The organism is Paraburkholderia sp. J10-1, from assembly GCF_905220165.1.
Taxonomy (GTDB): Bacteria; Pseudomonadota; Gammaproteobacteria; order Burkholderiales; family Burkholderiaceae; genus Paraburkholderia.
Window position 1 is genome coordinate 1050514 of sequence record NZ_CAJMYW010000002.1, and the last position, 17818, is coordinate 1068331.

The following is a 17818-nucleotide window of genomic DNA, read 5'->3' on the forward strand; positions in this document are numbered from 1 at the left end:
GAGAGCAGCGCGACAGGGAGGGGAGCACATGGAAAGCAACGACGAAGCCGGCCACGCCGCACTCCCGCTCGCGGGCTGCCGCGTGCTGGAGCACTCGCGCACCGTGGCGGCGGCGTGGGCGGGACGTCTTCTCGCCGCGATGGGCGCGCGCGTGGTGATGATGGAGCCGCCTCAGGGACATCGCCTGCGTGGCGCCGCGCCGCTCATCGAGGGCAGCGGCGAGAGCGCGCTGTTCGCGTATCTGGCGGCGGGCAAGCACAGCCTCTTGTGCGATCTCGCGACGTCCGAGGGCAAGGCGCGGTTCGAGCACGAACTCGAGCGCGCGGACATCCTGATCGACGACACTCCGCTCGCCGAGCGCGAGTCGCAAGGTCTCGACCCGAAACGGCTGGGCGCTCGCTTTACGCAACTCGTGCACGTCTCTGTGTTGCCCTTTGGCGCCCATGGCCCGAAGGCGGCCTGGGACGGCGAAGAGGTGAACCTGCTGCACGCGGGCGGCGAAGGCTACCTGCTGCCAAACGGCCTCTCTGGGGAGTTGTTTCCGCTGCGCGCGCCGCTCAAGATCTACGGCCATTTTGCGGGCTATCAGGGTGGCTGCACGGCCGCACTGGCGGCGCTCACGGCGTGGTGGGCCGTGCCATCCGCGGGCGGCCAGTACGTGGACGTCTCGGTGCAGGACGCGGCCCTCGCGGTAGGCGCGTTCGCGCTGCAACGGCTCGGCGACGGCTCGCTCGAACATCGCTCGACGCGCAGCTTCCGCTACGGCGGCGTGTTCGAGGCGAAAGATGGCTTCGTGGAAGTGCTCACGCTCGAAGACCGCCAGTGGAGCGCGCTCGTGCAGTTGCTCGGCTCGCCCGCGTGGGCGCAGGAGGAGGCGTTGCGCGATCCGCTCGAACGCAGCCGCCGCGGCGGCGAGATCAACCGTCACATTCGCGCGTGGATGGCGCAGGAGCGTGTGGAAGACATCGTGAGACGCGCGCAGGCGCTCGGCGTGCCGGCCGCGAAATACCGCACGCCCGAGGAAGTGCTCGCGGGCGCGCACGAAAGCGCGCGCGGCCTGTTCGCGCAGGCAACGCTCCCCGACGGCCGCGCCGTGGACGTGCTCGTTGCGCCGTTCCAGTTCCGCTGCACGACGCTCGAGGCGCATGCGCACGTGCCGGCGCCGGGCGAACTCGAAAAGGAGGACTGCTGATGAATTCAGCCAGTGCGCCACTCGCCGGTGTACGCATCGCCGATTTCACGATTCACGCGGCCGGGCCGTTCTGCACGCACCTGCTCGCGCAACTCGGCGCCGAATGCATCAAGATCGAAAGCCGCAGCCGGCCCGATGCGTTTCGCAAGCCGCATGCCGTCTATGGCCGGATGTCGGCGGCGACGTTCGATCAGGTGTCGTCGAACAAGCGCTCGGTGCGGCTCAATCTCAAGCAGCCCGAAGCGATTGCGCTCGCGAAGCGGCTCGTCGCGGTATCGGACGTCGCGGCGGAGAGCTTTCGTCCCGGCGTGCTGGAGCGGCTCGGCCTCGGCTTCGAAGCGTTGCGCGAGAGCCGGCCCGATATCGTCATGCTCTCGCTCTCATCGTGCGGCCAGAGCGGGCCGGATTCGTCGTTCGCGGGCTATGCGCCGCTGTTCGGCGCGTGGGGCGGGCTCGGCTGGATGAGCGGCTACAGCGACGGGCCGCCTGTCGAAATGCGCCACGTCATGGATCATTCCGCTGGCCTGCATGCCGCGCTGGCGACGCTCGCCGCGCTGCATCAGCGGCGCAGGACAGGGCAGGCGCAGCACGTGGATCTCGCGGCGCGCGAGGTGGCCTCGGCGATGATAGGCGACGCGCTCGTGCTCGCAAGCGCGGGGATCACGCCGCCGCGCCCGGGCAACGGCGACGCGTCGATGGCGCCGCACGGCGTCTACGCCACCGCCACGCCGGACCGCTGGCTCACGCTTGCCGTACGCGACGACGCCGCCTGGCGCGCGCTCGCGCGCGTGGCGGGCTGGCCCGAGGACGACCCCGATTACGCCACCGGGTCCATGCGGCTCGCGCGCCGCGAGGCGCTCGACGCGCGCGTGGCGGCGTGGCTTGCCGGTTGCGACGCCGACCGCATTGCCGAGGCGCTGCAACGCGAGGGCGTGTGCGCGCACGTTTCCTGGACCATGCAGGACATCGCTTGCGATCCGCATCTGCGCGCCCGTGGCGCGATCGTCGATGTGAGCGCGCCCGATCTTCCCGCGCGCGCCGCCGTGGGCGCGCCCGCGCGTTTTTCACGCACGTCCGATGTGGGGATCCGGTCGCTCACCCCCGCGCTCGGGCAAGACGAGGATTACGTGTTCGGCGAACTGCTGGCGTTGAGCCGCGCGCAGCGCGACGATCTGGAAGCGCGCGAAATCATCTGTTGAAAAGCGGCGCGCGAGCGCGCCACCCGAAGAACGAGCAAGGAGCATGTCGTGAAAGACACCATCTATCTCGTGCTGGACATGGAGAACGACCTCGTCCACGCAGACGGCCCGAACGGCAACGCGGGCTATGCGGAGCAGGTCGCCGGCCGGCGCATCATCGAGAACACGCGTCGCGCCATTGACAAGGCGCGCGCCGCTGGCGTGCCGGTCGGCTTTGTGCGCGTGGGCTTTTCGCCGGACTACCGCGAGTGCCCGCCCGATTCGCCGATCTTCTCGGGAGCCCGCAAGTACGGCATCTTCAAGCTGGGGACGTGGGGCACAGCGGTGCATCCGGACCTTGGCCAGCAAAGCGGCGACTTCGATATCGTCAAGCACCGCGTGAGCCCGTTCTACGCGACGAGCCTCGAAGCGATCTTGCGAGCGCACGGCATCAGGCGGATCGTCTGCTCGGGCATCTCGACGAACGCCGTCGTGCAGGCGACCGTGCGCGAAGGCCACGACCGCGACTACTCGATGACGGTGCTCGAAGATTGCTGCTGCGCGATCACGGCCGAGGAACACGAGAACGCGATTGCGGGGCTGCGGCGCTTCTGCACGCTCAGCACGTCGCACGGCGTGACGTTCGAGTGAGGGGCGGCCCATGCGGATCGCACGCAGTTTGCTGTTCGTGCCGGGCGATCGTCCGGCACGCTTCGAAAAGGCGCTCGCGAGCGGCGCGCACGAAGTGATCGTGGATCTGGAAGACGCCGTCGCGCCCGAGGCCAAACCTGCGGCGCGCGAGGCGGTGGCTGACTGGCTGGGCGCAGGGCGCGACACGCTCGTGCGCATCAACGCGATGGGCACCGAATGGTACGAGGACGACCTGCGCCTGCTCGCCCGTGCGCCGGGGGCGGCGGTGATGCTGCCCAAAGCCGACGAGGCCTCGCTGCGCGCCACCTCCGACGCGTTGCCCGGAAGGCGCATCGTCGCGCTCATCGAAACCGTCCGGGGCTACCTGGCGTTGTGCGCACTCGTGGCGGTGCCGGGCGTAGCGCGTCTCGCCTTCGGCAGCGTGGACTTCAGCGCCGAGACCGGCATTGCCGATGAGGGCGGCGCGCTGCTCGCCGTGCGCACGCAGATCGTACTGGCGTCTTGCCATGCGGGGCTCGCGGCGCCGGTGGACGGGGTGAGCACCGGTTTCGCCGACGCGCAGGCGTTGGGCGCCGCTGCCGCGCACTCGCGCGCGCTCGGCTTCGGCGGCAAGCTCTGCATTCACCCGGCGCAGGTCGCTGCGGTGAACGCGGCGTTCCGGCCGTCCGCCGGGGAGTGCGACTGGGCGCGCCAGGTGGTCGAGGCGTTCGCGGCGAGCGGCGGCGCCGCGACGGCGGTGGCGGGGAAGATGATCGACAAGCCCGTGGTCGAGCGCGCGCGGCGCATTCTCGCGGAATCGGGCGAGGGCGACATCGCTTAAAATCAGCCCGGAGGCGGGCCCGCGGCGCGGCCGGACCTTGCGCGCCATGCGCGCCATCAGATCGAGACCCAACCGGCCCAGACGACAGCAAATGGAATACAGAACCAAGGAAGAGCAGGTTGCCGATTTCCTGCGCGAGCAAATCATCTCTGGCGCGATCGCGCGCGGCTCGCGGCTCAAGCAGGCCGAGATCGCCGAGCAGTTGCACCTGAGCATCACGCCCGTACGCGAGGCGCTCAAGCTGCTGGAGGCCGAGGGGTATATCAGCGGAGACTCGTACCGCGGCGCGCGCGTGGTGCCGTTCGACGCGGCGGCATCGTCGGAAATCCTGAGTCTGCGGCTTCTGCTCGAAACGCAGCTCGTGAAGGGCACGGTCGAAAAGATCAAGGCGCAGGACATCGTCGAGCTGCGCCAGCTCGCCGACGAATTCGCCGTGGCGTTCGCAAAGGGGGATCGCGCGGTTGCGAGAGGCATCAACTATCGCTTTCACCGGCGCATGTACGACATTGCGGACATGCCGCAGACCCTCCATTTCACGCAGATTCTCTGGGCGCGCTATCCGTTCGACATCATCAACGCCGCGCACGATCGCGGCAGCGACGCCGTAGCCGAACACGAGGAAATTCTCCAGGCCTTTGCAGCCGGCGACGTGACTGCCGCCATGCTCGCGATGCGCAAGCATATCGAATCGGGCTGGTCGGTACTCAAGGCGGCGAAGTAGAAGAAAACCGGCGCTACGATCAAGCGGACGAGGGTAGAAAGCCTATGGGTCCTTTCTCACCTTCCGATTCCCCGCAGGAACGGATTTGCGCCGCATCGCCGGCGCTTTTGCCGTTTCGTTCTGCTCGCGCACGATATCGATGATTCGCCGCGCGGCCGGCGATAAATAGCCGTCATTGCGATGCACGACGCCGAATTGACGCGTCATCGTCGTTTCGGGATTCGGCAGCTCGACGAGCGCCGGCGTGAAGCGGCCCGCTTCCAGGTTGCGCCGGGAAATAAAGCTCAGCAGGCCCGTTTCGGCGATCAGGCGCGGCAGCGCGGCGATCGAGCTCGTCATGATGGCCGCGCGCGGCAACGGCAGCCCGCGCGAGGCGAACGCGTGTTCGAGCCACTGGCGCGTCGCCACGGATTGCGCGGGCAGCACCCAGCCATAGCGGGACATGGCTTCGAGCGTTGCACGCTTGCCCGCGAGCGGATGGGTGGCGCTGGCTGCCACCACGACGTGGTCGGCGACGATGGGAATTTGCACCAGCGTTTCGTCGTGGCCGCCGAGCGGACCGATCACCACGTCGAGCAGCCGCTTGCGCAACGCGTCCTGCAACACGTCGTTCATGCCGATCTGCAATTCGACGACAACGGCAGGCGCCTCCTCCTGCAACACGCGGCACACCGTCGGCATGATGAATTCGGCGATGGTGGCCGCCGCGCCAATCTTCACAAGACCCGCCAGCCCAGCGCCTAACGACGCGATTTCCCGCTGCGTTTCGTCCAGCGTGCGCTCGACGAGCCCCGCGCGCTGCTGCAACAGCCGCCCGGCGTCGGTGAGCCGAATGCCGCGGCCGCTGCGCTCGAAGAGCGCCGCGCCATAGTTCTCTTCCAGCCGGTCGATGCATTTGGAAAGCGCGGGCTGCGTAATGTGCAGCGCTTGCGATGCGCGGCCCAGGTGCCCCAGTTCGGCGACTTTCGCAAAGTACATCAGGTCGCGTACCTGCAGGTTCATCACCATGGGCGGCCCCGTTGGGTGGACGAATACATAACCATCAGGAATGAAAAGATGAAAAATCGAAAATAGACATTATGAGTCGCGGTGTCAACAATGTCGTGAAGCCTCATGCAGACAGAAGGAGACACCCATGTCCCACCGAATTCTCGTCACGGCGCCGCGTCTCGCGCAGGCCGGGCGAAGGGTGCTGGCCACGGCGCAGTGCGAAGTCGTCTATATCGACGACGCGCAGAACGCCGCCCAGGTCGCCCACATTCTTGCCACCCAACCCATCGACGCCGTGATTTCGCGCACCGTCGAGCTTTCCGGGGCGGCGATCGCGAGCTGCCCGTCGCTGCGCGTCGTCTGCAAGCACGGCGTGGGCGTGACGAACATCGACGTTGAAGCCGCCACGCGCCACGGCATTCCCGTTTTCACCACGCCCGGCACCAACACGCATTCGGTCGCCGAATTGACGATGGCGCTCATGCTGGGCGCCGCGCGCAAGGTCAACTACTACGACAGCGAATTGCGCGCGGGCCGCTGGACCCGCACGGGCGACGGCCGCCAGTTGCATGGGCGCACGCTCGGTCTCATCGGCTATGGCCAGATCGGCCGCAGCGTCGCGGCGATCGCACACGCGCTCGGCATGACGGTGCGTGCCTTCGATCCCGTCGCGACGCAATCCGGCGCGCAGCCTTTCGTCACGCTCGAACGCTCGGTCGAGGATCTGCTGGCGCAGGCGGACGTGCTGAGCCTGCATTGCCCCGTCAATGCGCACACGCGCAATCTGCTCGACGCGAACGCCATCGCGCGGCTGCCCGACGGCGCCATCGTCGTGAACACGGCGCGCGGCGAGCTGATCGACGAAGCCGCGCTCGTCGCGGCGCTGCAAAGCGGCAAGCTCGCCGCCGCGGGTCTCGACACCTTTCGCAACGAGCCGCTCGGCGCGGACGATCCGCTGGCCGCGCTGCCGAATGTGGTGCTCACGCCGCATGTGGGCGGCTCAACGCCCGACGCGCTCGATGCCGTCGCGGTGAGCGCCGCCGAAACCTGTTTGCGCTATCTGCGCGGCGAGGGCGTCGACGCCAAGAGCTGCGTGAACCCCGACGCTCTCCACTCCGAAAAAAAGGTCATCGCATGAATACGTCGCAGGATCGGGCCGGCTGGCCCGCAGGCTTCTTCGTCGGTCAACGCACGTCGCTGCCGACGCCCGCGCAGGTCGAAGCGTTTCGCAACGTGCCCGTCGCGCACGCAGGCGATTGCCTTGGCCGCAGCATCGGTGCGATGGGTCTGACGGCCTATCACCACTCGGTTTCGCTCACGATGTGCGGGCCGGCCCTCACGGTGCGCGTGCGCCCCGGCGACAACATGATGATCCACAAGGCGATCGAACTCGCGCAGCCCGGCGACGTGATCGTGATCGACGGCGGCGGCGACCTGACCCAGGCGCTGATCGGCGGCCTCATGCGCACGTCGGCCCTCACGAAGCACATTGGCGGCTTCGTGGTAGACGGCGCGATCCGCGATCTCGCGGAATGGGCCGAGGGCGTGATTCCGGTCTATGCGCGCGGCCACACGTTCCGCGGGCCGAGCAAGGAGGGCCCCGGTGAAGTCAACGTGCCGGTCGCGTGTGGGGGCCTCGTCGTGAACCCCGGCGATCTCGTGATGGGCGATGCGGACGGCGTGATCGCCGTGCCGGTGGATCGGCTCGACGCGCTGCTGCCGCTCGTGCGCGCACACGCGGACAAGGAAGCGGCGATCCGCGCGAGCAACGCAGCGGGCACGGCCGACCCGGAGCGCTTCAACGCGCTGCTGCGCAAGAAGGGCTGCCCGGTGTAAGCGCCGCCGGCGCTTCGAGCGAATCCTTCGCGCGGCATAGGCCGCCGATGCCGCCCGGGCCGCGGCGGCATCGCCAGCACAACAATCAGGAGACGAGGCCATGCATCCCTATTCAAACACCGCCGACGCGCACGACGTGGCAGGCGCGAACCACGATGCGCTTGCACCGCACGCCGCACCCCACGCGGCGCTCGCACCCGACGCCCACGCGCGCCAGATCTCGGCGCGCCTCGACCGCCTGCCGCCCAGCGCGCCCGTGTGGCTGTTGATCGCCGCGCTTGCCATGGGCGGCTGGTTCGAGATCTATGACATGTTTCTCACCGCCTACATCGCGCCGGGGCTCGTGAAGGCGGGCATCTTCACGAAGACGACGGCGTCGCTGTTCGATCTGGGCGGCCTGGGCGCCTTCGTCGCGGCGCTTTTTCTCGGGCTCTTCATCGGCACGATTGGCGTGGCATTCGTTGCTGACCGCCTGGGCCGGCGCCGCGTGTTCGTCGGGGCGCTGCTCTGCTATACGTTCGCCGCCGTGATGATGTCGCTGCAAAGCGATCCCGTATGGGTCGTGTTCTGGCGCGTGGTCGCGGGCATTGGCGTGGGCGCGGAGCTTGTGACCATCGACGCGTATGTCTCGGAGTTCGTGCCTGCGCGCCTGCGCGGCCGCGCATTCGCATTCGTGCAGGCGATTCAGTACACCTCGATTCCCACCATTGCCTTTCTGTCGTGGCAACTGGTGCCGATCGCGCCGTTCGGCCACGACGGCTGGCGCTGGGTCGTGTGGATCGGCTGCTCGGGCGCGGTATTCGTCTGGCTGATCCGGCTCGGGCTGCCCGAGAGCCCGCGCTGGCTGATCCAGCACGGCCGCATGGCCGAAGCCGAGGCGATCGTCACGCGGCTCGAACGGCGCATCGAACGCGCGACGGGCAAGCCCTTGCCGGCTGCGGCGAGCGCATCTTCGAGCGCGCAAAACGTTGCGCAAGCAACGAGTCAGTCTGCGTCGAACGATGGCCCCTGGAGCAACCGCTATCGCCGCCGCACGGTGATGCTGCTGGTATTCAACTTCTTCCAGTCGATCGGCTACTACGGTTTTGCGAGCTGGGTGCCCACCTTGCTGGCGGAAAAAGGCGTGACGCTCACGCACAGCCTCTGGTATTCGTTTCTCATCGCCATTGCCAGCCCGCTCGGGCCGCTGCTCTCCATGCTGATCGCCGACCGCGTGGAGCGCAAATGGCTGATCGTGGGCTCGGCCGCCGCCATGGCCGTGCTCGGCGTGATTTTCGCGCAGCAGCGCGATCCCGCGCTGCTCGTTGCGATGGGTCTCTTGATGACGCTCGCCGGCAATTGCATGACGTTCTCGTATCGCACCTATCAGGCAGAACTCTTTCCCACCCGGATGCGGGCACGCGCCATCGGGCTCGTGTATTCGGCGAGCCGCATCAGCGCGATGCTCTCGGGCTTCCTCATCGGTTTCTTTCTGCGGCATATGGGCGTGGCGGGCGTGTTCACGCTCATCGCAGGATCGATGTTCGTAGTCGTCCTGACGATTGGGTTCTTCGGTCCGCGCTCGCGTGGCCTGAGTCTCGAACAGATCTCCGGATAACACCAGGCAGAAGGTTACGACATGTTCTATCTCGATCAACCGCCGCGCGTTATCGAAACGCGCGTGTTTTCCGCGATGCCCGAGCATTTTCGCCAGCGCGCTGTTGCGTCGGCATGGGCGAACGCCAACAAGGCAGGGCAGAGCGTCGACAGTTTCCTCGAAGGGCCGTCGTTCGACGCGCAAGGGCGCCTGTACGTGGTGGACATTCCGTTCGGCAGGATTTTTCGCATCGGCAAGGAGGGGGACTGGACGCTGGTCGCCCAATACGACGGCGAGCCGAACGGTCTCAAGTTTCACCCGGACGGCCGCATTCTGATTGCCGACTACCGCAACGGCATCATGCAGCTCGATCCGCAATCGGGGCGCGTGGAGCCGCTGCTGGTGTCGCGCAACGGCGAATCGTTCAAGGGCTGCAACGATCTCGCGATCGCCGCCAACGGCGACATCTATTTCACGGACCAGGGTCAAACGGGCCTGCAAGACCCGACGGGCCGCGTGTACCGCCTGAGCGCCGATGGCCGTCTCGACTGCCTGGTTGCGAACGGTGTGAGCCCGAACGGGCTCGTGCTCGACCCGTCCGGACGCGTGCTGTTCGTCGCGATGACGCGCGATAACGCGGTGTGGCGCGTGCCGCTGCTCGCGAACGGTGGCACCGCGAAAGTGGGGCGCTTCTGTTCGCTCTTTGGCACGAGCGGCCCCGATGGACTCGCGATGGACGAAGCCGGCAACCTGTACGTCGCGCACGCGTCGCTCGGGCAGGTATTCGTGTTTGCTCCGAATGGCGAATGCATTGCGCGCGTGAAGTCGTGCGCGGGCGAGACGGTAACCAATCTGGCTTTCGGCGGAGCGCAGCGGCAGCAGATTTTCATCACCGAATCGAAGAGCGGCAGCGTGCTCGTGGCCGACGTTGGCGTGCCCGGCATTGCGTTGCCGCGCGTCGCCTGAGACCGGCCGTTCGACCTCGCATCGGAATCATGTCAGATACGTTCAACCTGCGCGACTATCCGCTCGCCAATCACACCGCGCCGCGCGACGCGGCGTCACCGCACATTCCGCGGCGTCTCGCGCGCGTGTTGTCGCTCGCGGACTTCGAAGTCATGGCGCGCCGCCATCTGCCGCCGCCGATCTTCGCCTATGTGAGCGGAGGCTGCGAGACCGACCGCTCGCTGCGCGAGAATCGCAGCGCGTTCGAGGACTACGACTGGGTGCCGCGCGTGCTCGTCGATACGTCGAAGCGCACGCTGGAAACGACGCTGTTCGATCAAACCTATGCGGCGCCTTTCGGCATCGCGCCCATGGGCATCAGCGCGCTCACGGCGTATCGTGGCGACCTGATCCAGGCGCAAGCGGCGGCGCTCGCCAATGTGCCGATGATCATGAGCGGCTCATCGCTCATCCGCATGGAGGAGATCTGCGCGGCCAACCCGCAGGCGTGGTTTCAGATGTACGTGCCCGGCGAGCCCGACAAGATCTCGGCGCTGCTCGAACGCGTGGCGAATGCGGGCTTTCGCACGCTGGTTCTGACCGCCGACGTGCCCGTGTCGGGCAATCGCGAGAACAACCTGCGCGCGGGCTTCTCGACGCCGCTGCGGCCCACGCTGCGGCTGGCGTGGGATGGCGCGACGCACCCGCGCTGGCTGCTGGGCACGGCGTTGCGCACGTTGTGGCGGCACGGCATGCCGCACTTTGAAAACTCGCGCACGGCGCGCGGCGCGCCGATTCTTTCGTCGAACGTGCTGCGCGACTTCGGCGCCCGCGATCATCTGAACTGGGAGCATGTGAAGCTGATCCGGCAGCAATGGCCAGGCAAGCTTGTCGTCAAGGGCATCCTGAATCCGGACGATGCGCGCCGCGCCCGCGAGCTTGGGGCCGATGGACTGATCGTGTCGAATCATGGCGGGCGTCAGCTCGACGGATCGATCGCGCCGCTGCGCGCGCTGCCTGCCGTGGTGGCCGCCGTGGACGACGCGTGCCCCGTGATGATCGACAGCGGATTCCGGCGCGGCGGCGACGTGCTCATGGCGCTCGCGCTGGGCGCGCGGGCGGTCTTTATCGGCAGGCCGTTCAATTACGCGGGCGCGGTGGCCGGGCAGGCGGGCATCCTGCATGCGTTTGCGATCGTCGCCGCCGAGATGATGCGCAACATGGCCCTGCTTGGCGTGTGCCGGCCCGACGAACTGGGCGCGAGCCATATGACTCGACGCGTCGGCTGAAAAATGCGAACCTGAATGCTTGGCGGAACCTGTGCCGTGATGCGGCATAATTTTGCAGGACGTCTCGCGGTTCCTTTAACAGCTCCCGATCGCCACGCCGACCCAATGGAACATATCTACGCAGCCGACGATACAGGTAACCTGATTCTGCTCGAGCACGTCAATCTTCGGGTGCCTGACCAGCTTCTCGCCACCACCTTTTACGTGAGCGGTCTCGGGCTCACGCGCGACCCGTTCATGATGACCGGCGTGAACAATATGTGGATCAATATCGGCCGATCGCAGGTTCATTTGCCGACCGGAGAAGCACAGCGCGTAAGAGGCAGCGTCGGTATCGTCGTCGGTGAGCTGGATGCGCTCGTCACGCGCCTGCAAGCGGTTGCGCCGCTGCTCAGCGACACGCAGTTCGCATGGGCCGAACACGCTGGCTACGTTGAGGTGACCTGTCCATGGGGGAATCGCTATCACTGCCTCGATCCCCAGCGCCGCCCGGACTCGGCTCCGTGGTCGAAAATCGATTTGGGAATGGCGTTCGTCAAGCTCGATGTGCCGGTCGGCAGCGCTGCCCAGATCGCCGACTTTTATCGGGATGTTTTCCGCACGCCGGTTGCCGTGCAGGACCAGGACGGCGCGCAGTGCGCCGTGATCGGCGTCGGAACGCATCAGCAACTGCTCTATGTGGAAACTTCAGAGCCGATTCCCGAGTACGACGGGCATCACATTGCGGTGTACGCCGCGAGTTTTTCGGAGCCGTACGCGCGTCTGGCCGAACACGGCGTGGTCTATGGTGAAGAGCCCCATCAGTTCCGCTTTGCCAGCATCGTGAATCCTGCATCGGGTGCGCGTTGCTTCGAACTCGAACACGAAGTGCGGAGTTTGCATCACCCGCTTTATGCACGGCCACTGGTCAACCGGAATCCGCAACAGACCAACCGCCACTATCAACAGGGCGCCGATTCGCGCGGCGGCGCGTTTTGAAGCGACGCCTCAAGCGGCGCCGCCTGTAAAGCTGCCTGTTTGCCTGCTCAGTTGCGCAGCACGGTCATCGCGCGCGCTTAGCGCTCACGGCGCAAGCCTGAACGCACCGACTGTCGCGCGCAACCGTGCCGCCTGCTCGTCGAGCGCTGCGGCGGCCGCGGCAGCCTCTTCAACGAGCGCCGCATTTTGCTGGGTGACCTCATCCATCTGCGAAACCGCGCGATTGACTTCCTCGATGCCCGTGCTTTGCTCGACGGAGGCCGATTCAATCTCGCCCATGATGTCGCTCACGCGCGTGATGGAATGCACGATCTCCTTCATTCTTTCGCCCGCAAGCGCGACCTGGCCCGTACCTTCGTCCACGCGTCCCACCGAAGCGCCAATGAGCGCCTTGATATCCTTCGCAGCCGACGCACTGCGCTGCGCGAGCGCGCGGACCTCTCCGGCGACGACCGCGAATCCGCGGCCTTCCTCGCCGGCGCGCGCGGCCTCGACGGCCGCATTGAGCGCGAGAATGTTGGTCTGAAATGCAATGCCTTCGATCGTGCCGATGATCTCTTCGATTTTTCTCGATTCTTCGGCAATTCCCCGCATGGTCAGGATGACTTCGTCGACTGCGGAGCCGCCCCGGCCAGTCGCGTCGGACGCGAGCGCGGCGAGCTGGCGTGCCTGCCGGGCGTTGTCTGCATTCTGCTTCACCGTGGCGGTCAATTGCTCCATGCTGGCCGCCGTTTCCTCCAGCGAGGCCGCCTGTTCTTCGGTACGCTGCGAGAGGTCGGTATTGCCGTGCGCGATCTCCGACGCGCCGGTTGCAATCGAGTCGCTCGATTGCTGAATGCCTTGAACCAGTTCTCGCAGCTTGCCGCGCATTTCGCTGAGCGCGTGGAGCAGGCTCGATCTGTCGCCAGCGTGAAGCTCGATGTGTGCAGCGAGATTGCCGGCTGCGATCTGCGCGGCGAATTCGGCAGCGTCGACAGGCTCACCGCCCAGCGCACGGCGAATGCCACGCATCATCGACCATGCCATGACGCCGACCATCGCGAAGATGAGCGAGGAGACGGCGAGCATGGTCCGCGCAACGCGCCAGAAAGCGGCGTCGATGTCGTCGTAGAAAAACCCCGTACCGATCCACCATTGCCATGCGGGAATGGCCACGACGCCCTGCAATTTGGGCTCCAGCGGGCTCGTCGGGGTGCGGTGGATCAGCACGTCGACGAGCGCGATATGGTTGACGGCGAGTCCCTGGGCGTAGGCCTGAGTATCGGTGAGGTCCCCGGAAGTCGTGCGGTTGCCGCCGGACTTCTTGCCAATCAAGTCCGCCACGGGATGGACGAGATTGATGCTGTCTGACGTCGTTACCCAGAAGTAGCTCTTACTGTTCGCATTCAGCTGACCGATGGCGGTTTTCGCCGCGGCTTGTGCATCCGCGCGCGTCATCTTCCCCTGGGATTCCAGCGACTGATAGTAAAGGACCAGGTGCTCGGCCTTCAGAAGCAGATTCTGGATCTGCTCCTGACGGCCCTCGACGAGCGCCTGTTTCAGTTGTGTCAACGTGATGGCGGCGATGCAAAGCAAACCAATGAGTGCGGTGCCGGCAAGTAAGGCGAGCTTGGTCGAAACTTTCATGTCTGGCGGATAGGCAGGATGGCGATAGGTTAAATTAACCAACTGGTTAACACTATCGGCATGAGGGGTCCGACTTTAATGCTCGCTATCCCTGGGTATGGGATGTATATGGAATACGATTTGTATACTGAATAGTTAATAACGCCGCTGTGGCGAACGTCAGTCTAAAAGCGGTCGATCATCCCCAGCTGAACGCCTCGCACGGAAGCGCCGGGCCAGGAAGGCGTAAGGCCGGTCACGTTCACGCCTTTCAGGGTGAATTGCGCTTGCCCGCGATTACGAAGCCAACCGGCGCTCGCGTAGAGCAGCACCCGCTTCGAGAGATCGTATTCGCATGCGGCGCTGAACTGGTCGGCATCGTTGTCGGCTCCTGAGCGGTCACGCAGCCAGGCATAGCCGAGCGACGCCCGAAAACGCGCGCTCGCCGCATAGCGCGCGGAGACGGACACGCCATCGTTGTGATATCGCGGCGTACCGCCGTCCCCGTTGAAATACGAAAGGAATCCGGTCAACGGGCCGAACGCATAGGAGACGCCGCCCTGGTTCGCGCGCAGTGCGCCGCTACCGTGGGTTTGCTGGTGCGCGTACGAGAGGCGCAATGAGCCTTCGTGCCACGAGAACGTTTCGATGTGGCCGGCGAGTCCGTTGCCGTCGCCATCCGTTGCGTCGCGCAGCGAAGCCATGATCGTGGTGGAAAAGCCGTGCACTTCGGGCGAAAGATACGTGAGCGCATTGCTTTCGTAGGGCGTGATCTTCGAGAGATTGTTCAGGCCCGAGGCGATCGTGCCAGCACCGAATGCATCGAGCTGACCCTTGAACGGGATATAGATCGGCGAATATTGGCGGCCCATGCGCAGCGTGCCGTAGGGCGTGCCGACACCGATCCACGCTTGACGGTTGAACAGGGTGTTCGCAACGGCGAGGGTGCCGTCAGCGGAGCTGAAACCGTTTTCAAGGTCGAACAGAATCTTGACGCCGTCGCCGATATCCTCGGCGCCGCGCACGCCGAAGCGCGAGCCGCGATACGCACCGGAATCCATGCGGGCGACGTAACCCGCGCCAGGGTTCGTGACTTCGATGCTCGTGTCGATCGAGCCATAAAGCGTCACGGTGCTTTGTGCGTGGACGGCGGCGGCGTGAGCCACGAGCGCGGTTGCAGCGACGCCAAAGCGCAACGCGCAGGGTACGAGAAAAGAATGACGCATGGGTAAAGCAGAAAAGGGAGGGCGCGGCACACCGGCGATCGGCATGGCGACCCTCCCGAATACGGTCTGGTTCGACGCTTACTTCTGATCAGGCAATGCGTAAGCAATCACGTAGTCGCCGCGATCCGGCGACTGGCGCGCGCCGCCCGCCGAAATGACGATGTACTGCTTGCCGTCGACGGTGTAGCTCATCGGCGTCCCCTGGCTGCCGACCGGCAGACGCGCCTTCCACACTTCCTTGCCCGTCGAGCTATCGAAGGCGCGCAGGTAGTAGTCCTGGGTCGCCGCGAAGAATACGAGGCCGCCACCCGTCGTGAGCGAGCCGCCAATGGTCGGCATGCCGATGGGCGAGGGCATCTGCATCTGCACGCCGTAGAGGCGCGTGTCCTTCACCGTGCCGAGCGGCACTTGCCATGCGATGCGGCGCGTCTTCAGGTCGACGGCAGTGAGGCTGCCGAACGGCGGCTTCTGGCACGGAATGCCGAGCGGCGAGAAGAAGCGGTCCTTGAGCACCGAGTACGGCGTGCCGCCAAGCGGCACCGCGCCCATGCCGGCGTTCACGGCTTCGTTGCCGTCCGAGGCGCCGCTGCGGTTCTTTGCCTTCTCGAGATGGACCCACAGACCGAGGCGCATGTCGTTCACATAGATCATGTCCGCGTTCGGGTCGTACGAGAGGCCGCCCCAGTTCATGCCGCCGAGCGAGCCCGGGAAGCTGAGCGAGCGGTCGGTGTCCGGCGCGGTGAAGAGACCGTCGTAGCGCATGCCGCGGAAGATCACGCGGCACATGAGCTGGTCGATCGGCGTGACGCCCCACATGTCCGAGTCCTTGAGCACTTCGGCGCCGATCTGCGGCATGCCCACGGAGAGCGGCTGCGTCTTCGCGTAGGGCTCGTTGGGAATCGTGGCGGGCTTGACCGGATGCTCGATGACCTTCGTGAGCGGCTTGCCGGTGAGGCGGTCGAGCACGAACAGTTGGCCCATCTTGGTGCCGACGATGAGGGCCGGCACGCGCTTGCCGTCCTGCATCGGGAAGTCGATGAGCGTGGGCTGCATCGGCACGTCGTAGTCCCAGAGATCGTGGTGAACGGTCTGGAAGTGCCACTTTTCGGCGCCTGTGGTGGCGTCGAGCGCGAGAATCGACGCGCCGTACTTCTCGTCGAGCGCGGTGCGCTTCACGCCCCAGAGGTCGATCGCAGCGTTGCCCACCGGCATGTAGACGGTGTTCGACGTCGCGTCATAGGTCATCGGCGCCCACACGTTCGGCGTCGAGCGCGTGAAGATCTTGCCCTGCGCCGGCTCGGCGTGGTCGTCCGGATTGCCCGGATCGAACGCCCACTTCATCTTGCCGGTCATCACGTCGAAGCCGCGGATCACGCCGCCCGGCATGTCGAGCGAGACGTTGTCGGCCACCCGGCCACCCGTGACCACGGTCGTGCCCGCGACCGTCGGCGCGGACGTGAGCTGGTACAGCGGACTCTTCGCTTTGCCGAGCCCCGCCTTCAGGTCGATGATGCCGTGGTCGCCGAAATCGTCGCAGAGCTTGCCGGTGTCGGCGTCGAGCGCGACGAGTTTCGCGTCGATCGTGTTCATGAAGATGCGACGGCGGCAGGCGGCCGCATCGGTTCCATCGGCCGGGGCGGCAATCGGCGACACCGGCGTCGATCCGGCGACGGTGGGCTGCACGAGCGGCCTCGTCGCGTCGAAGTAGGCGAGGCCGCGGCAGCGCACCCAAACCGTGGTTTTGGTCGGGAATTCATGACGCCACTTTTGCGTGCCGGTGGCGGCGTCCACGGCGATCACGGTGTTGTGCGGCGAGCACAGGAACAGCGTCTTGCCGACCTGCAGCGGGGTTTCCTGGTCTTCCGAGCCGCCGCCGTCGGGGCTCATCGGCGTGTCGCCGGTGTGGAAGGTCCACGCAACCTGAAGGTTCTTCACGTTGTCGCGGTTGATCTGCGCATTGCCCGCGAAGCGGTCGCCGCCGGCCGAGTGGCCGTAGGCGGTCCAGTCTTCGGTGCCGGTGTTGCCGGCCGTGGGCGTGGGCGTTTCGGCGCCGAATTTGCCGTGTGGGACGAACATGCCGTAGCCGAACGCGACGTTGCAGGCGAGCAGCACGGCGGCAAGGCCCCAGGCCGCGCCGCGCGCCGGCGTCTTGCCTTCGCCCCGGCGCAGCGCGGGCCAGGCTGGCGCGAGCAGCATGCCGATCATCGAGAACATGAAGATGCGCGTGTTCAGCGGCCAGAAGTCGAAGCCGGCTTCCCACACGGCCCATAGCGCCGTGGCGATCAGCAGGACGAGGTAGATGACGAACGCACTGGAGCGGCGCCGTGCGAGCTGAACGCCGGTTGCGCAGAGCGCGAGACCCGCCAGCAGGTAATACCCGCTGCCGCCGCGAGCGATGAGCATGCTGCCGCCGATGGTGAAGTAAAGCCCCAGGAGCAGGCCGGCGAGACCTGCCAGGGTAAAGCCGATCCGGGCCGGAGCGGGGATCGGTTCTGTGTTCGCTTGCTTGGACATACCAGTGTAAGTCGCCTAAATTAACTAAGTGGTACATTTTATGATTAAATTGGCGAGTTCGCCCGAGAAGTTGCATCGGGGGGAGGTCGGCACGCTCGTGCTTGCCGGTCCAGACAACTCGATTGTTTCGTATCACTAAGTTATGACGGGCAAGGAGGAGTCGGTAGGCTGCCTCTCGGTGCAAACCCGGCAAGTGAGCGTTTATCGCACGCGCGCGTGCGATAAACGCGCGCCACGGCTGTTCGAAATATTGCTGTCCGACCGGCGTCAGCCTATCCTTGGGCGACTCGGGCTGCT

The 17818-nt window shown here is 66.0% G+C and carries 15 protein-coding genes; 11 read left to right on the top strand and 4 right to left on the bottom strand.

Features of this window, described 5'->3' with window-relative positions; all coding sequences use genetic code 11:
- Nucleotides 1-28 precede the first annotated feature (28 nt).
- From U5A65_RS11480 to U5A65_RS11500, 5 genes are all read left to right on the top strand, one after another.
- Complete coding sequence (locus U5A65_RS11480; RefSeq protein WP_321946311.1) at nt 29-1192, top strand: CoA transferase; 1164 nt, start codon at nt 29-31, stop codon at nt 1190-1192.
- Nucleotides 1192-2391, top strand: a complete 1200-nt coding sequence (locus tag U5A65_RS11485; RefSeq protein WP_321946312.1) for a CoA transferase — start codon at nt 1192-1194, stop codon at nt 2389-2391. The genes U5A65_RS11480 and U5A65_RS11485 overlap by 1 nt, the downstream gene beginning before the upstream one ends.
- Nucleotides 2392-2439: 48 nt before the next feature.
- On the top strand, nt 2440-3021 hold the full coding sequence (locus tag U5A65_RS11490; RefSeq protein WP_321946313.1) for a cysteine hydrolase: 582 nt from the start codon (nt 2440-2442) through the stop codon (nt 3019-3021).
- A 10-nt stretch (nt 3022-3031) separates the two neighbouring features.
- Nucleotides 3032-3841 (top strand): CoA ester lyase, encoded by an 810-nt coding sequence (locus tag U5A65_RS11495; RefSeq protein ID WP_321946314.1) that lies wholly within the window; start codon nt 3032-3034, stop codon nt 3839-3841.
- A 91-nt stretch (nt 3842-3932) separates the two neighbouring features.
- Nucleotides 3933-4562, top strand: a complete 630-nt coding sequence (locus U5A65_RS11500) for a GntR family transcriptional regulator (RefSeq protein WP_321946315.1) — start codon at nt 3933-3935, stop codon at nt 4560-4562.
- Between the two features lie 42 nt (nt 4563-4604).
- Here the strand turns inward: U5A65_RS11500 and U5A65_RS11505 are convergent, their stop codons facing one another.
- Complete coding sequence (locus tag U5A65_RS11505) at nt 4605-5570, bottom strand: LysR family transcriptional regulator (protein WP_321933470.1); 966 nt, start codon at nt 5568-5570, stop codon at nt 4605-4607.
- Nucleotides 5571-5697: 127 nt separating this feature from the next.
- Between U5A65_RS11505 and U5A65_RS11510 the strand changes: the two genes are divergently transcribed.
- The 6 genes from U5A65_RS11510 (at nt 5698) to U5A65_RS11535 (ending at nt 12176) form a co-directional block, all read left to right on the top strand.
- A complete protein-coding gene (locus U5A65_RS11510) occupies nt 5698-6690 on the top strand; it encodes a hydroxyacid dehydrogenase (RefSeq protein WP_321946316.1) in 993 nt (330 codons plus the stop codon).
- Nucleotides 6687-7388 carry an RraA family protein gene (locus U5A65_RS11515; RefSeq protein ID WP_321914508.1) on the top strand — a complete coding sequence of 234 codons (702 nt, stop codon included), beginning with the start codon at nt 6687-6689 and terminating at the stop codon, nt 7386-7388. The genes U5A65_RS11510 and U5A65_RS11515 overlap by 4 nt, the downstream gene beginning before the upstream one ends.
- Before the next feature lie 100 nt (nt 7389-7488).
- Nucleotides 7489-8985, top strand: a complete 1497-nt coding sequence (locus U5A65_RS11520) for an MFS transporter (RefSeq protein ID WP_321946317.1) — start codon at nt 7489-7491, stop codon at nt 8983-8985.
- Between the two features lie 21 nt (nt 8986-9006).
- Nucleotides 9007-9930, top strand: a complete 924-nt coding sequence (locus U5A65_RS11525) for an SMP-30/gluconolactonase/LRE family protein (RefSeq protein ID WP_321946318.1) — start codon at nt 9007-9009, stop codon at nt 9928-9930.
- A 29-nt stretch (nt 9931-9959) separates the two neighbouring features.
- Nucleotides 9960-11198, top strand: a complete 1239-nt coding sequence (locus U5A65_RS11530; RefSeq protein ID WP_321946319.1) for an alpha-hydroxy acid oxidase — start codon at nt 9960-9962, stop codon at nt 11196-11198.
- A gap of 15 nt (nt 11199-11213) precedes the next feature.
- A complete protein-coding gene (locus U5A65_RS11535) occupies nt 11214-12176 on the top strand; it encodes a VOC family protein (RefSeq protein WP_321946320.1) in 963 nt (320 codons plus the stop codon).
- Between the two features lie 84 nt (nt 12177-12260).
- On the opposite strand, the gene U5A65_RS11540 is transcribed toward U5A65_RS11535, so the two are convergent.
- From U5A65_RS11540 to U5A65_RS11550, 3 genes are all read right to left on the bottom strand, one after another.
- Nucleotides 12261-13802 (bottom strand): methyl-accepting chemotaxis protein, encoded by a 1542-nt coding sequence (locus tag U5A65_RS11540; RefSeq protein WP_321946321.1) that lies wholly within the window; start codon nt 13800-13802, stop codon nt 12261-12263.
- Between the two features lie 164 nt (nt 13803-13966).
- Nucleotides 13967-15007, bottom strand: coding sequence for a porin (locus U5A65_RS11545; protein ID WP_321946322.1), 1041 nt, complete (start codon nt 15005-15007; stop codon nt 13967-13969).
- Between the two features lie 78 nt (nt 15008-15085).
- Nucleotides 15086-17521, bottom strand: coding sequence for a membrane-bound PQQ-dependent dehydrogenase, glucose/quinate/shikimate family (locus U5A65_RS11550; protein WP_321946323.1), 2436 nt, complete (start codon nt 17519-17521; stop codon nt 15086-15088).
- Between the last annotated feature and the right edge of the window lie 297 nt (nt 17522-17818).

Coding starts and splice junctions, on each gene's coding strand:
- U5A65_RS11480 (WP_321946311.1), top strand. CDS start 29: ATGGAAAGCAACGACGAAGCCGGCCACGCCGCACTCCCGCTCGCGGGC.
- U5A65_RS11485 (WP_321946312.1), top strand. CDS start 1,192: ATGAATTCAGCCAGTGCGCCACTCGCCGGTGTACGCATCGCCGATTTC.
- U5A65_RS11495 (WP_321946314.1), top strand. CDS start 3,032: ATGCGGATCGCACGCAGTTTGCTGTTCGTGCCGGGCGATCGTCCGGCA.
- U5A65_RS11500 (WP_321946315.1), top strand. CDS start 3,933: ATGGAATACAGAACCAAGGAAGAGCAGGTTGCCGATTTCCTGCGCGAG.
- U5A65_RS11505 (WP_321933470.1), bottom strand. CDS start 5,570: ATGGTGATGAACCTGCAGGTACGCGACCTGATGTACTTTGCGAAAGTC.
- U5A65_RS11510 (WP_321946316.1), top strand. CDS start 5,698: ATGTCCCACCGAATTCTCGTCACGGCGCCGCGTCTCGCGCAGGCCGGG.
- U5A65_RS11515 (WP_321914508.1), top strand. CDS start 6,687: ATGAATACGTCGCAGGATCGGGCCGGCTGGCCCGCAGGCTTCTTCGTC.
- U5A65_RS11520 (WP_321946317.1), top strand. CDS start 7,489: ATGCATCCCTATTCAAACACCGCCGACGCGCACGACGTGGCAGGCGCG.
- U5A65_RS11525 (WP_321946318.1), top strand. CDS start 9,007: ATGTTCTATCTCGATCAACCGCCGCGCGTTATCGAAACGCGCGTGTTT.
- U5A65_RS11530 (WP_321946319.1), top strand. CDS start 9,960: ATGTCAGATACGTTCAACCTGCGCGACTATCCGCTCGCCAATCACACC.
- U5A65_RS11535 (WP_321946320.1), top strand. CDS start 11,214: ATGCTTGGCGGAACCTGTGCCGTGATGCGGCATAATTTTGCAGGACGT.
- U5A65_RS11540 (WP_321946321.1), bottom strand. CDS start 13,802: ATGAAAGTTTCGACCAAGCTCGCCTTACTTGCCGGCACCGCACTCATT.
- U5A65_RS11545 (WP_321946322.1), bottom strand. CDS start 15,007: ATGCGTCATTCTTTTCTCGTACCCTGCGCGTTGCGCTTTGGCGTCGCT.
- U5A65_RS11550 (WP_321946323.1), bottom strand. CDS start 17,521: ATGTCCAAGCAAGCGAACACAGAACCGATCCCCGCTCCGGCCCGGATC.